The following is a 12608-nucleotide window of genomic DNA, read 5'->3' as shown; positions in this document are numbered from 1 at the left end:
TGTGAGCTATTCTGTTAAGTCACTACTTATTAACAGTTAAAGTGTAATCCCCTGCGCCAGAGTATGAATACACAACTATGCGGTAATATCCGCTTGCAGCTGTATAGGAGATAGATTCAACCGACGTCGGCGTTTCTGAAATAGACACTTGAGTCCATCGTCCACCTTGCCAACGCTCTAACTTCAAATCAAAGTCCGCATTGTTCGGACCGGTTAAATCGAGCTTAATCGTCCCACCAGAGTATTGGAACCAACTGCCATTAGGTTGGATCTGTTGCCCTTTATCACTGAGTGTTCCTCGATATGTATCTCCTTTAGGTGGCTCGACAACGTTTGACTCAAGATTAAACGAAATCGTCTGAGCAGGCGCTGAGATACTTGAAATAGCCAACCCAGAATCCGCACCATTCCACCACAGAGAGTTAGTCCCTTTCGATGACAAACTGTTTGGATATAAGTTGCTAAACTCGCCATTAGCTACAAATAAATCTGTACCGTCACCTCTATTGCGATTATTTTCGGGGTCACGATTTCCGTCTGCATGTTCCATCTGAATATAAGGGAACCATTCATTGGAGTTACTACCGCGCGTATCAACGTGCCAAATTGCAAGGCCTTGACTTGGCTGTTCCGTGTTTTGACCTGACTGATGAATTGCCTCAATATAAAAGGCTTCATTTCGATTGCTTGGGTTAGTCCACTTGTATGAAGTGTGGCTACCTGACGTATGAGTGAGTGTCCCTGTTGGCGCATTTGCATCAATGGCAGGGTTTAGCTCAGTCACTGTATCCCAACCGGCAATGGCTCTAAAGTGCGCAACAGGTGGAGTCGGTCTAAATTTATTGGTTGTACCAATCGCACCGAACCCCATCACACCGTAACTTGCTACCGATCCGTGAGAGCTGCCGTCATAGTCATATAAATCAGGCCAATTTGTGATCAGGTGTCCCGATTCGTGAACAAATGTACCAATTGATAAACTGGCTCTCATATCTGTAATTTGATACCTGTCCGTACACACGCCATCTGCACAAAAGCGCGGGCTTAATCTCGCCATGTGAGGCCACAACCCTTTAGACCAAGCACTGTCTGAGTTGCCTGCATAGAAAATATTTAAGCCACGTATTTGACTACTACCATTTGTAGAAAGCGTGGAAAAATCAAACCCCTGTTGATACTCCAGCCAATCTAGCGCCTCTTTTATTAACTCTTGTGAACGTACAGTGGAGCTCAGACTAGAATCCGCATAGTAAGACTTATTTTTTTTGGCCGTGTAATAAGCTGTCACCGTATTGGTATAATCCAGTTTATTATCTGATACTTCTAAAAAGTAACCGCGTACAGACTGTGCATTACCAAATTCAGTATAATTTCTATCATTTAGAAACCGCTCTACCTGTGACTTTGTTATACTGCCTCTCTCATCTGGAAAGTCGATGATAATGGTCAGTCCTTTGATATTACCAGCAACCTGCGTACTCATATCAGCAGTTTGAGTATGCACAAGCAAAGGGCTTTCCAAAGCAGGCAGAAGTTCATTTTGCTTTTGCACCACTAAGTTTTGAATTGCTTCGGTAGATAACCCACTGGCTTGTTCAGCATTAATCTGTGACGTGCTCAGCGCCATGTCAGACTGTTGAGAGACCAAAATACCAGATGAGACAAAATCAGTGCCTGATTTATTAACCGACGCGTAAACCATACCGCCTTTGCTTTTATCAAATATGACTAACCTACCATCACGGGTTCTTTGTTCTGCATAGTACGTATTTCCCTGCAAAAATATCGAAATGACTTCGCCATTAGGCTGAGTGAATTGGTATTCCTCATTTTGATATGGAATTGCCGCCAGTGAAAGCGTGGGGATCATAAGCGACGAGACAGCCGCCAGAGATTTTACTAACTTCATTATAGTTTCCTTTACATGTTTTCCGATTTAGGAAACTAGATTATTGACCTTTTTTTAACCAATTTCAAACTATATTAACGATTAGAAAAGTATTTTTTTGCAATTATTCTGGTCGTACAGAGCTTTTCGAGCTTAATTCTGATGCCATTTGGTTCACTCATCCCCTTGATATCTGGTGTTTTAGTTAACTGTTCATCAAGCTTGCTTTGCAACACTGCGTTTTTGAAAAGACCCGAATAGTGTGAAAGTGATGGGCCTAACTCACTCTTTAGCAATATTGGTATTGATTCAACTAACGCATTGACCCTGTCATCGTCTAAAAGCGCATGTTTGTTAACGTGATCATTGAGATAGCTTTGCCACATATAAAACAACCTAAAAGCCTGTTGTCCACTGTGCTTAACTTCCAGTGCGACTGACGATTGATACCGTTCAAAGCTTGGCCAATCACCCAAAAATATCTGTGTATTTAATAAATTAAGCCCGTTCCCGCAGCATAACCCGCCTGCCCTACTTCAGAATGAAAGCGAAAGGCCCGAATATACATCAGTTGCGCATGACGGTATTTTTCTTGGTCAAAATAGATGTTGCCTAGGTTGTTTTTGATATTTGCGACAACCTCTCTGTCTTCGGCCAACATTAAAGACTCTTTTAATATATTTTGCGCTTTCTTTGGTTGACCACTATATCGATACACAACAGCCATATTGTTTGCGACTCTTGCAAACTCTTTCGGATCAGCGGCATACGAAATAGCAACATTCATTTAATGTTTCAGCATACGCATAATCGAAGATTCGGCGATGGTAAATTGCCACAGCTGTGGCAATATCAAGCTCTGCGCCTTCCACAGTATCACGCCAGCTTTCTCCTTCAAGGATCGACACAATATGCTGTACTACGTCAGCATCATTGACTCTCACGCCAGACTCTAATCCGACCAAATAATAGCTCGAGTAAACCTCTGCTAGGTTTTTTGGGTAACCGTAAACGCACAGATCGAAAAACCTGCGCAGCTTGTTGTGGGTTTTTACTATTCAGTTCTTTTAATTTATTGAGGGTCATGAACATTTCGCTCGCGACATCACAACAACCACAGATAACCAAAATGCGATAAACATAGTGTCTGTATTTTTTCATGTTCTAGTTTAAGCATGTATAGAACATACTGAAAACCAAGCTAGACCACAGAATTTCTGCGCTGGCTCACAGCCTGCCTTGCAAGCATCTAGTGCGCTTAAATTGGCCCCTACGACACCAAGTTAAAACACAATTATTTAACAAAATAAAATAATTAATACAAACATAAATATCCCCAATAAAATTAACCCTTATTTTCATTACCATACAAACACAGTTAAGTACCCAATAAATGTACCAACTGTAACAATCTTACTTTGAGTATTTTTATAGCACTGTAAATAATAGATTTTTTCAACCCATATGAAAAAACGCATAAAAATACAACAAAAAGAACAAAAAACACAAAATGTACACATTTACAATTTTTACCCCAAAATGGTTTACATTTTAAAAACATCCATGTAGGATGAAGTTGTTCCTTTGGAGACACCACCTTTTTAAGTGACTCCTAGAACTCCCGAGAAGTAGAGCTTACTGATAAGGATATTGGTTTATTGGGTATTTCCTTGGCAAAGATTATTGCTATTGGAGATTGGGCAGGCGTTTGCCTGCCTTTTTTTTATTGTTTTATAACCTTAACTCCCCCTTCCTGCGTATCAATTTGTTATAATAATTTGGTACACATCCTCATGGAAAATATAATGTTACGCCAACCCATTTCTGTACTCGTCGTTATATACAATCAAAATAAACAATTTTTAATTCTACAAAGAAAAGATGACCCTGATTTTTGGCAATCTGTAACTGGCGGGGTCGACCGTGGAGAGCAGCCGTTAACAACGGCTTATCGGGAACTTAAGGAAGAAACGGTATTGATGCACACACCCTAGGACTAAACATTAAATCACACGACGTCATCAATCATTATGAGATTAGGCCACAATGGCGCTATCGCTACGAAAGTAACGCGCTCATTAATTGTGAACATGTCTTCAGCGTGTGCGTCCCCAATGATATCCAAGTTACCTTGTGTGATGAAGAGCACACTGACTATGTTTGGCTGGACCAACAACAGGCCGCAGATAAAGTATGGTCAGCGAGTAACCAAAAAGAGATACTCGCGATATAGTTTTATACTAATGCTATATATATCATGCAGCTATGTCGGCTTAAATAATAACGTTTGCCAAGTTGTATGGGCTCTGCCTTGTGCATCTGGCTCAAGATCAGTCAAAAGCTCTAGAGTGAGATCAGCACTGTCGGCCATGGCAATGAGTACTTCAGCATTGATATTACTTAGGCCACGCTGAGTTAAATGCACGCGATCTTCGCAATGACGGAGCTTTACAATTAACAAGCCTTGCGGCTTCAGTAAGTGCCTAATTGTGATCAGCGCTTGAACACAAGCGCTGTCGTCCAAATAATTAAAAACAGAACTCACCAAAATTACATCAAAAGATTCGTATCGTTTTTTTACCTCATAAAGACAAGGTAACTCATCTCGTAACCAAGTGATAGGAAGCTCCCTAGTATAAGCTTGCCCTAATCTGTTGAGCGAGCTAACAGGTTCCACAGCGACCACTTCAGCTTCTTGGTTTTGCTCGACGATAAACTTAGCGTCTCGTCCAGCCCCCGCACCAATATCCAAAAACTGTACTGTTTGCTTTCGTAAATATGGAATTAAATGGGTCAACCAATTGGCATGTAATGACTCAAAGTTGTCTGACTGATATAGCTTTGCTAGCTTTAATGCATTTTGCTCATAGTACTGCGCACTCATTTCTCTGTGCCTCGTAAAGTTAAAACTACTCTTAGTATCTATGTTAGGTAAACTGTATAACAAAAAAATGACAACAAGCCTGTCCAATTTAACTCTAGTCAACATCATGCTATTGTTATAGCAATTGCATAAAAAAGGAGTATTTTCTTATGGATCCAGTTACCACAATACTGAACTTTTTGTTCACCATCGAAGCAGTATTGCTGATTTTCGTCATTTTTATCTTAAAAGGTTCAATCAAGTTTGTACCGCAAAATCGCGCTTGGATCATTGAGCGTTTTGGTAAATACCAATCTACTAAAGAAGCTGGTTTAAACTTTATCATCCCCTTTATCGATCAAGTCGCTGCCGATAGAAGCTTAAAAGAACAAGCGACTGATGTGCCTTCTCAATCAGCGATCACCCGCGATAACATCTCGCTTGTGGTAGACGGAGTACTTTATTTCAGAGTCCTTGATCCATACAAAGCAACATACGGCGTCGATGATTATGTGTTTGCGGTAACACAATTAGCGCAAACGACCATGCGTAGTGAGCTGGGTAAAATGGAGTTGGACAAAACGTTTGAAGAACGTGACATGCTCAATACCAATATAGTAACGGCCATCAATGCGGCCTCTGAACCTTGGGGTATTCAAGTCCTGCGTTATGAAATCAAAGATATTGTGCCACCAAATTCAGTGATGGAAGCCATGGAAGCGCAAATGAAAGCAGAGCGTGTTAAGCGCGCACAAATTTTAGAGTCTGAAGGTGACCGTCAAGCCGAAATCAATGTTGCTGAGGGTAAAAAGCAAGCCCAAGTACTCGCCGCTGAAGCTGAAAAAGCCGAGCAAATTCTCAAAGCGGAAGGTGAAGCCAAAGCCATTATTGCCGTCGCAGAAGCACAAGCTGATGCACTTAAAAAAGTCGGTGAGGCCGCCAATACTGAAGAAGGTCAAAAAGCCATACAACTTGATTTAGCCACTAAGGCAATCTCTGCGAAAGAAGCCATCGCAAAAGAGTCTTCCGTTGTCTTACTTCCTGACAACGGCACTGATGCGAGCTCTCTTGTCGCTCAGGGAATGTCTATAATTAACACATTAAATAGCAAGAGAAATGGGTAAGTTATGGCGTTTATAACTGACAATCTACCCCAAGCACTGATCATCTTTGGCCTAGTTGCACTTTGCATTGAAGTCATTATCTTGGGGTTTGCAACCTTTGTACTGTTTTTCTTAGGTTTATCCCTCATCACCAGCGGTATATTTATGTACTTTGGGCTTGTTGAGCCCAGTTTATTAAATGCCGCATGGATAAATGGTGTGCTGACAGCCTTACTTGCTGGTGTGTTATGGAAACCACTCAAAGCAATGCAGTTACAACAAGATAGCAAAAAAGTAGACAGTGACTTTGCAGATATTAGTTTTACGCTGGAGCAAGACCTGAACAATGAAAGCCCCGTCTTTTATCAATATTCAGGTATTCAATGGCAATTGAAAAGTAAAACAGAAATCGAAAAAGGCGTGCAAGTGAAGGTCGTCGAAAAGTCCGTCGGCGTACTCTGGGTCGCACCTGCTGAATAATACGACTTTACAGAGTCACGCTAAACACACCGCCCACTTAATGTGGGCGTTTTTATTTCACAGCAAAACGCTCAATCGCCAGCAAGGCGTTGTATTGAAACGGTGGGTTATTTAACTTCCGGCAAATAAATAATGCTGAGCAACTTGCCAAGCCATAACACAAGTTATATACAGAACTTGTTTTTTATAATGGATTTGCACAGTGCTATTTAAACAAGATTGAATATATCTCTAACTGGCTTTAGGTAAACTCATAATCCCGGATAAATCACACTCAACATAAAAGTCACAGCCAAAAACGAGAATAAGCTCATAGGCTAAATCTAACGTCATAATCGTTTTGCCACTCTCAAAATTACTGATGGTCGCCTGATCAACACCCAGAATATTACCCAGCTGCCTTTGCGTTAATTTTTTGCTTTTTCTTAATCGGCGAATTGATTTTTGCATATTCATTTTAAACTGCGACACACGTAGCTGCCTTGCCGGCCTATTATGTATGAAGCTTCTCTTCGTCGTACAGTCAGTCGTCGTATAATTGGATTCAATAGCGTATTCAAAGGTCATGATGATTTCCTTCCAAACCTTATAAAATAATGAGTACACACAATTTAACAGAACCCGTGTTCCAGAATCTGGACAACTTAATTACAATTACCACCACCAACATTTGTTGATAAAACAAACACAAGAAGTTAACATGCATTTAATTTTTAATCTGGTGTTTAGGTTATGGATGAAATTGACCCGTTTAAATTCGGGGAAAAGCTGAGGCACTTTGTAAGGAAAGAACTCATTGCAAAACAAGGCTCTGTTTCAAAAGGTTGCAAAAAAGCGGGTGTGTCACGCAGTACAATGAATAACTACCTAAATGGGACGTCTGAGTTTCCTCAAAGCGTGTTAACTAAATTACACAATGGGTGTAAGATAGATGTGTACGGTTTTTTGGCCTCCATGGCTGGAGTTGCTGGAAAATACAATAACGCTTGTATCGAAAAAGAACCCCAATTAGAGGCCTCTGATGAAAAAAATGAAGATAAAACAAAAGATTAATAATAATCAACTTAAACAGGTATTTGCTGGATATACTTCAGCTAAAGGTTCTGGGCCCAGGCAACAAAGCGTAGCCATTGGCTATCCGCCAGTAACGATTATTCCAGATGATTTCCAAGGAGGTTGAGTGAAACCATTTACAGCATGAAAACGCGTATTTATGAAGGAAGTATGTTTATAGCATGAAAACGCGTATTTATGAAGGAAGTATGTTTATAGCCTGTTTGGCTTTTGCTTTTTATAAAACGACTCATGGCTGGAGTTGCTGGAAAATACAATAACGCTTGTATCGAAAAAGAACCCGAACTAGAGGCCTCTGATGAAAAAAATGAAAATAAAATACCTGATCAATAATAAAGATCAGCTCAAACAAGTTTATGCTGCTGGATTGACCGCAGGTAAAGGTTCAGGACCTAGGCAACAAAGCGTAGACATTGACTATCCGCCAGTAACGATTACCCAAAATGAATTCCAAGGAGGTTGAGTGAAACCATTTACCAAGCTATTGCTTATCTTTATCGCGGTTGGTTTTGCCATTTACAGCATGAACATGCCTATTTATGAAGGAAGTATATTTATAGTCTGTTTGGCTTTTGCTTTTTATAAAACAACCCACTTGCCAAAAATGAATATATTTATTCTATACTTGATAGTATTCACGCTAATTGAGATTATAACAATTGCAGCGCTGGATAACTTTGTATATGGAAAATATACTGGCTTTACAGAAAACACTTGGTATTTTTCTTCTTCATTAATATTAAATCTATGTATCTGTTTATACTGTAGGAGGTCAGCAGTTTATTTTTTAAGAGAAGAGCCAAAGCTATTTGATATGGCAAACAGCTTATTTTATGTGTTTATGCTTTACCTTTTTGTAGACTTATACGCATTAGGTGAAAACTTCATACGTAATTTGGATAGGCTCGGGTTCCCTGAAGAGGAAGTTCGCCATCTTTGGGAAGTCACACATATGTATTACAATCTAGAAATTTATAATTCAATATTGCTGAGTTTGGCTGGCATTTGTTTGTTCGCCAGTGTGTATGCCCACCGCTCAGAAGAAGCACTCTCAGTTGAAAAAGAGTGAAGCTCACTAAAAAACACGATTAGCATTTATTTTTTATTATCTAGCTAATGAGTATGTTAATAGAGAATAGCTTCACATTAAGCCTACCAAATAATCCACTACCAAGGCGCAGTTTTTGCGCCTTAAAAAACGCATAAAGGACTGATATGCAAAACACAAAACTAAAGCAACAAAAACAGCCAATTAAAGATAAAAAGCTACTCACACAGATCTTTGCAGGCAGTAATACAAGTAAAGGCTCTGACCCTAGACAGCAACGCATTGGCGGATACTTCCCAACTAAATAATCATCTACACATCGCCCACTCATTGGGGACATTTATATTTTATTTAACACCGAAGCGCTCAATCGCCAGCAGCGCATTGTCTTGAAACTGGGGGTTATCTAAATCTGCAAACACATGATGCTGGGCACTGAGCGCGCCAGTTAGTCCTTTTTTACTGGCGTAAAATCGGCCTGACTCTAAATTTGCATCAAATATCGCCGTTAAGTACCGCGCTGCGCCTGTCTCAACTCGGTGCACTTTGCCAAGCCACAACATGACTTGCATCATGCCTTTCATGGCATACTGTTTGATAAACGGGAGTGTGTTAAACCCTTCAGTGCCTTTGGTCGCACCTGGACTCATAGTCACAAACTTAATATGAGGATGACGCCTCGCCATTGCTGACATCCACAGCGCGCCCATGTATTTGATTGGGCCATAATGTGCTGTTGCATCTTGGTTTTTTGCAAACGCAGAGCCATCACAGATACTTATAAACTCCGCAACAGATGAGGTGCTTAAGCTCGGTCTGGGCATGCCCATTTCCGGTACTCCTCTGGCAGCTTCAGAGCCTGCATAAACGGCAACTTGTGTCAGCTTGCCACACTTCAAAAGCCTCTCTGTCAGCACACTGTGACCGAGTAAGTTCACCGCGAAGATCTCTGTCACGCCAGCGCTATTAATTGCTGAAAAACGCTTTCCCCCTGTGCCACCAGCGTTCATGATGAGCGCATCAACACTTTGCGGTAAATCATGTACAGCACGCTCAACAGAAGCGATGTTACTGACGTCTATTTCGAGCACCTCAAAAATATTCCGCCCTGTGATTTGCTCAAGTGCTTGTTGCGCAGCAGCGGCTTTGTGTTTATTTCGACAGCCTAAATAAACCACTTCGACCTCTGGGCGTGCTGCAAGCTGCAAAGCCGCTTCTTTCCCTAAACCTGCGTTTGCACCTGTAATTAAAACACGCTTAATCATCATAACCCCTTTTCATTTAAGAACGTCAAAACTCAATGAGGTTAGATTAAATGAAGCGCGAAATGCACTTTTGATATTTTTTGCGGTCTTTAAAATTCAGGCATAAAAAAAGCCTGATAAATCAGGCTTTGGGTTTTATTGGAATATTCAAGTAAATCTTATTGTTTGGATCTGCATCATTGAAATTTGCTGGCAACAATTCAAAATCAGGCTTATTGGCATACTCATACTTACTTTTAGGTAACCAACTACCCCAAATGTAGCGCAGGGTTTCTTCTAGTTTTGCGATCGGTCCTATGTGGGTAAAACGCGCATAGGTTTGCGCCGCTAGCTCGCGGGTTATCAAGCCTTCAGGGACATCGTCAAAGTTTTCAACTTGTGCAGAGCAAATATAAACAAACCGAGTTACCTCTTCCGACTCTTCATAATTTTCATAAATGCCAAAAAAGTCACTGCCGACACGATTAGGAATTTTATCCCGATAGGGTCTAAACCCTGACCATAGCTTGGGTAGGCTTAGGTCTCCATCATCATACTGAGTGGCGATACCGACGATTTTCATCGCGGGTTGCTCAATGATCTCAGGCTCCATGCTCAAGTTGTTTTGTAAAAAAGCGAGATCTTCTTGGCTTACCGGCTTTTTATACAACAACCTAAATGGCTCATTTATTTTGCGATACTGGGCAGGCGTCATATCAAATAACGCCTTAAACGCACGGGTAAATGCCTCTTGTGACTCAAATTGGCACTCTATCGCCAAATCTAAAATGCCGACATCGTCTGTGAGTAATCGTTTTGCAGCAAGCGTTAAACGCCTTTTACGTAAATACTCTTTTGGTGTATCTCCAACCAAAGCTTTAAACACCCTACTGTAATGATAAGTTGAATAATGAGCGGATGTCGCAATTTCATGTACACTTATCTTGTCATATAGATGCGCTTCTATGTACTCAATACTTTTAAAAAAACGGTCCATCTCATACCTCGTTAATAATAATTACGCTTGTGCCGTATTTACTTTGAGCACATGTGACTCAGCATACGCTTTAAGGCCTTTGAGTAGTTTGCCAAACGCCACCGGAAATACCAGCCTTAACAACGGATAAAATGGATAAGCAAATAATTTAAGCGCAGGAGAAGCAACCCAAATTACCTCAGCTTGGTTTGGATTAAGTGCACGCACAGACATGGATACATGGTTTTGCTTAATTGGCACAATTTTAGGGTTGTTTACGGGCAACACATCAAATGCCAACTGCTTTTTTTGCTCATTAAAGTCGGTGATAACTTCTTTGACTTTCGCGCCATTGGGATCGGCGTTTAAATCACAAATGCGCCCTTCCATCGGTGCACCTGTTTTACTATTGCCGCGGCCCATTGCCACAGAGTTAGGAATAGGTACCATCCATAAGTGGGCTTTATCAAACTCATGGGCAATCAAATGCCAAACTTGCTCTGCGGATTTATTAATGATGATTTTTTTAGTTACTTTCATAAATACACCTGTGTGTGTTGCGTTGATAGGTGTACTTTAAAAAATAACGACTGCGTTTTTTTGATATTTCTTGCTGTATAAACTCACTTGAATAACTAAAAACAAAAAACCTATCTGCTATACAACAGATAGGCTTATGTAAAATTGTTTTAAAATTGTCTTTAATTTAACAAGTCATTCGAATTGATAAACGCAGACAGTTTATTCGCGATATCCGTGTGCTCTGCTTTGGTCGGATGCCAAATACACCCTCTAATGGTGATGAGAAGGTATGTGAGTACAACTTATCAACCCCTTGCTCTTCAAGCTTGGTTTTTGCCTCTAATGTCGCAGGTATGATGAAGTCATAGGGATAAGCCGGTCTTGGCATAAATATAATGGGTGCATTCGGGTAGCGATAACGTACCGTATTGACGAACTCGACCATGGTAGAGATCCAGTCGGCTTTGACTTCTTCAATGGTTGTCCATGGTTCATGAGGCTGGGGATCTGTGCTGAAGTCGTTCGTGCCCACCTCAATCACAACCAAATCTGGATGTGTATCTTCATACGCTTTATTATCGCCAAATACCGCAGAGGCTTTGTCTAAATAAGTACGAAGATCATGGTGTGGGTCGTTACCGCTCCAATTACGAATTAAGCCCAGCCCTGAGTAAGACACTTGTGTGAAGCTGGCTTCAAGCATGGATGCGGTCAAATAAGGAAAAGCCACTCTGGCATTGCTGCTATCTACAATCTCCTGCCAAGTACACTGGCGTTTAGTGGATTCACTGCCAAAACCGGCACTAATTGAGTCTCCAACAAATAAAATATGGGGTTGCTGCTGCCAAATACCCTCTAAGCGGCCATCCGTTGAAAAGCTCAGTATTTTGGTATTGTTACCATAGTTTTCCCAGCGCTTGACGATTTCAATCTCGACCATTTTGGCTTCCTGCTGTGTAAAAAACAACATGCTCTTCAAAATTGCCATTTGCATTGGTCACAATTTTTTTATGCAGCTGACCGTTCACCAACACATCAAACTGATCGCCATAACCAGCGAGTGTCACCTTCAGTGATTTGCCTACTAACTTGGTTTTAAGCTGCGTGCCTGGCCAGTTAAACTCAACCTGTCCTTTACTGTAATGCTTGCTGACTCGCCCTTCATAAACAATGGCATGGTGCGTCGCTTGATAGCTTTTGCAAACGCGGTGCTAGACAACAGCGCACTACTGCAACTGAGAAAAGCCACTAACAGTGATAACTTAATAGATATTAACCTTAACATGTGTCATTCCTTAATTTAGTTTGTATCCGAGACCGTATTTCAACATCACATATCGATATGCAATGCACACAGTGCCCGCCAAATTAGTCAGCATTAAGTACCACCCTCAAATACAGCCCATTTCA

At 40.9% G+C, this 12608-nt stretch carries 19 protein-coding genes; 7 read left to right on the top strand and 12 right to left on the bottom strand.

Going from position 1 to position 12608, the window contains the following annotated elements; all coding sequences use genetic code 11:
- Positions 1-22 precede the first annotated feature (22 nt).
- From JF50_RS14720 to JF50_RS14705, 4 genes are all read right to left on the bottom strand, one after another.
- Positions 23-1909: a M6 family metalloprotease domain-containing protein gene (locus tag JF50_RS14720; protein ID WP_039610232.1), complete on the bottom strand. Its 1887-nt coding sequence runs from the start codon at positions 1907-1909 to the stop codon at positions 23-25.
- Positions 1910-1983: 74 nt separating this feature from the next.
- Positions 1984-2364, bottom strand: a complete 381-nt coding sequence (locus JF50_RS14715) for a hypothetical protein (protein WP_152614553.1) — start codon at positions 2362-2364, stop codon at positions 1984-1986.
- Between the two features lie 14 nt (positions 2365-2378).
- Positions 2379-2675, bottom strand: a complete 297-nt coding sequence (locus tag JF50_RS14710; RefSeq protein ID WP_080760254.1) for a tetratricopeptide repeat protein — start codon at positions 2673-2675, stop codon at positions 2379-2381.
- The gene (locus tag JF50_RS14705) at positions 2647-2832 is read right to left on the bottom strand and encodes a hypothetical protein (protein WP_039610229.1); all 186 of its coding nucleotides are present in this window, start codon (positions 2830-2832) and stop codon (positions 2647-2649) included. Before JF50_RS14705 ends, JF50_RS14710 begins: the two co-directional genes overlap by 29 nt.
- Before the next feature lie 861 nt (positions 2833-3693).
- Here JF50_RS14705 and JF50_RS27850 point away from each other — a divergent pair.
- Positions 3694-3882 carry an NUDIX domain-containing protein gene (locus JF50_RS27850; protein WP_327077598.1) on the top strand — a complete coding sequence of 63 codons (189 nt, stop codon included), beginning with the start codon at positions 3694-3696 and terminating at the stop codon, positions 3880-3882.
- A gap of 269 nt (positions 3883-4151) precedes the next feature.
- Here JF50_RS27850 and JF50_RS14690 read toward each other — a convergent pair whose 3' ends face one another.
- The gene (locus JF50_RS14690; protein WP_039610227.1) at positions 4152-4772 is read right to left on the bottom strand and encodes a class I SAM-dependent methyltransferase; all 621 of its coding nucleotides are present in this window, start codon (positions 4770-4772) and stop codon (positions 4152-4154) included.
- A 149-nt stretch (positions 4773-4921) separates the two neighbouring features.
- Between JF50_RS14690 and JF50_RS14685 the strand changes: the two genes are divergently transcribed.
- Positions 4922-5875 carry a slipin family protein gene (locus JF50_RS14685; protein WP_039610226.1) on the top strand — a complete coding sequence of 318 codons (954 nt, stop codon included), beginning with the start codon at positions 4922-4924 and terminating at the stop codon, positions 5873-5875.
- Between the two features lie 3 nt (positions 5876-5878).
- A complete protein-coding gene (locus JF50_RS14680; protein WP_039610225.1) occupies positions 5879-6334 on the top strand; it encodes an NfeD family protein in 456 nt (151 codons plus the stop codon).
- A gap of 231 nt (positions 6335-6565) precedes the next feature.
- Here the strand turns inward: JF50_RS14680 and JF50_RS14675 are convergent, their stop codons facing one another.
- Complete coding sequence (locus tag JF50_RS14675; RefSeq protein WP_080760252.1) at positions 6566-6901, bottom strand: helix-turn-helix transcriptional regulator; 336 nt, start codon at positions 6899-6901, stop codon at positions 6566-6568.
- Positions 6902-7066: 165 nt separating this feature from the next.
- Between JF50_RS14675 and JF50_RS14670 the strand changes: the two genes are divergently transcribed.
- The 4 genes from JF50_RS14670 to JF50_RS27205 all read left to right on the top strand — a co-directional run bounded on the left by JF50_RS14670 (position 7067) and on the right by JF50_RS27205 (position 8764).
- Entirely contained in the window at positions 7067-7387 is a 321-nt protein-coding gene (locus tag JF50_RS14670) for a helix-turn-helix domain-containing protein (RefSeq protein WP_039610224.1), read from the top strand.
- Positions 7388-7715: 328 nt separating this feature from the next.
- On the top strand, positions 7716-7871 hold the full coding sequence (locus tag JF50_RS27210) for a hypothetical protein (RefSeq protein WP_160290487.1): 156 nt from the start codon (positions 7716-7718) through the stop codon (positions 7869-7871).
- Complete coding sequence (locus tag JF50_RS14665; protein ID WP_039610223.1) at positions 7872-8477, top strand: hypothetical protein; 606 nt, start codon at positions 7872-7874, stop codon at positions 8475-8477.
- 146 nt (positions 8478-8623) lie between these two features.
- A complete protein-coding gene (locus JF50_RS27205; protein ID WP_160290486.1) occupies positions 8624-8764 on the top strand; it encodes a hypothetical protein in 141 nt (46 codons plus the stop codon).
- A gap of 39 nt (positions 8765-8803) precedes the next feature.
- Here JF50_RS27205 and JF50_RS14660 read toward each other — a convergent pair whose 3' ends face one another.
- The 6 genes from JF50_RS14660 to JF50_RS26775 all read right to left on the bottom strand — a co-directional run bounded on the left by JF50_RS14660 (position 8804) and on the right by JF50_RS26775 (position 12483).
- Positions 8804-9724: an SDR family NAD(P)-dependent oxidoreductase gene (locus JF50_RS14660; protein ID WP_235423443.1), complete on the bottom strand. Its 921-nt coding sequence runs from the start codon at positions 9722-9724 to the stop codon at positions 8804-8806.
- 118 nt (positions 9725-9842) lie between these two features.
- Positions 9843-10697, bottom strand: a complete 855-nt coding sequence (locus tag JF50_RS14655) for an AraC family transcriptional regulator (RefSeq protein ID WP_039610221.1) — start codon at positions 10695-10697, stop codon at positions 9843-9845.
- Positions 10698-10718: 21 nt separating this feature from the next.
- A complete protein-coding gene (locus JF50_RS14650; protein WP_039610220.1) occupies positions 10719-11216 on the bottom strand; it encodes an SRPBCC family protein in 498 nt (165 codons plus the stop codon).
- A gap of 166 nt (positions 11217-11382) precedes the next feature.
- A complete protein-coding gene (locus JF50_RS14645; protein ID WP_235423442.1) occupies positions 11383-12138 on the bottom strand; it encodes an SGNH/GDSL hydrolase family protein in 756 nt (251 codons plus the stop codon).
- Positions 12125-12370, bottom strand: a complete 246-nt coding sequence (locus JF50_RS27595; RefSeq protein WP_235423478.1) for a hypothetical protein — start codon at positions 12368-12370, stop codon at positions 12125-12127. The genes JF50_RS14645 and JF50_RS27595 overlap by 14 nt, the downstream gene beginning before the upstream one ends.
- A complete protein-coding gene (locus JF50_RS26775; protein ID WP_080760251.1) occupies positions 12283-12483 on the bottom strand; it encodes a hypothetical protein in 201 nt (66 codons plus the stop codon). Before JF50_RS26775 ends, JF50_RS27595 begins: the two co-directional genes overlap by 88 nt.
- Positions 12484-12608: the final 125 nt, after the last annotated feature.

The organism is Pseudoalteromonas luteoviolacea, from assembly GCF_000814765.1.
In the GTDB taxonomy this organism is placed as follows: domain Bacteria; phylum Pseudomonadota; class Gammaproteobacteria; order Enterobacterales; family Alteromonadaceae; genus Pseudoalteromonas; species Pseudoalteromonas luteoviolacea_H.
This window is presented reverse-complemented; position numbering and strand designations above follow the sequence as displayed.

Bases quoted from the DNA above. Each gene is read 5' to 3' on its own strand.
- JF50_RS14720 (WP_039610232.1), bottom strand. From the start codon at position 1,909: ATGAAGTTAGTAAAATCTCTGGCGGCTGTCTCGTCGCTTATGATCCCC.
- JF50_RS14710 (WP_080760254.1), bottom strand. From the start codon at position 2,675: ATGAATGTTGCTATTTCGTATGCCGCTGATCCGAAAGAGTTTGCAAGA.
- JF50_RS27850 (WP_327077598.1), top strand. From the start codon at position 3,694: ATGTTACGCCAACCCATTTCTGTACTCGTCGTTATATACAATCAAAAT.
- JF50_RS14690 (WP_039610227.1), bottom strand. From the start codon at position 4,772: ATGAGTGCGCAGTACTATGAGCAAAATGCATTAAAGCTAGCAAAGCTA.
- JF50_RS14685 (WP_039610226.1), top strand. From the start codon at position 4,922: ATGGATCCAGTTACCACAATACTGAACTTTTTGTTCACCATCGAAGCA.
- JF50_RS14680 (WP_039610225.1), top strand. From the start codon at position 5,879: ATGGCGTTTATAACTGACAATCTACCCCAAGCACTGATCATCTTTGGC.
- JF50_RS14675 (WP_080760252.1), bottom strand. From the start codon at position 6,901: ATGACCTTTGAATACGCTATTGAATCCAATTATACGACGACTGACTGT.
- JF50_RS14670 (WP_039610224.1), top strand. From the start codon at position 7,067: ATGGATGAAATTGACCCGTTTAAATTCGGGGAAAAGCTGAGGCACTTT.
- JF50_RS27210 (WP_160290487.1), top strand. From the start codon at position 7,716: ATGAAAATAAAATACCTGATCAATAATAAAGATCAGCTCAAACAAGTT.
- JF50_RS27205 (WP_160290486.1), top strand. From the start codon at position 8,624: ATGCAAAACACAAAACTAAAGCAACAAAAACAGCCAATTAAAGATAAA.
- JF50_RS14660 (WP_235423443.1), bottom strand. From the start codon at position 9,724: ATGATGATTAAGCGTGTTTTAATTACAGGTGCAAACGCAGGTTTAGGG.
- JF50_RS14655 (WP_039610221.1), bottom strand. From the start codon at position 10,697: ATGGACCGTTTTTTTAAAAGTATTGAGTACATAGAAGCGCATCTATAT.
- JF50_RS14650 (WP_039610220.1), bottom strand. From the start codon at position 11,216: ATGAAAGTAACTAAAAAAATCATCATTAATAAATCCGCAGAGCAAGTT.
- JF50_RS14645 (WP_235423442.1), bottom strand. From the start codon at position 12,138: ATGGTCGAGATTGAAATCGTCAAGCGCTGGGAAAACTATGGTAACAAT.
- JF50_RS26775 (WP_080760251.1), bottom strand. From the start codon at position 12,483: ATGTTAAGGTTAATATCTATTAAGTTATCACTGTTAGTGGCTTTTCTC.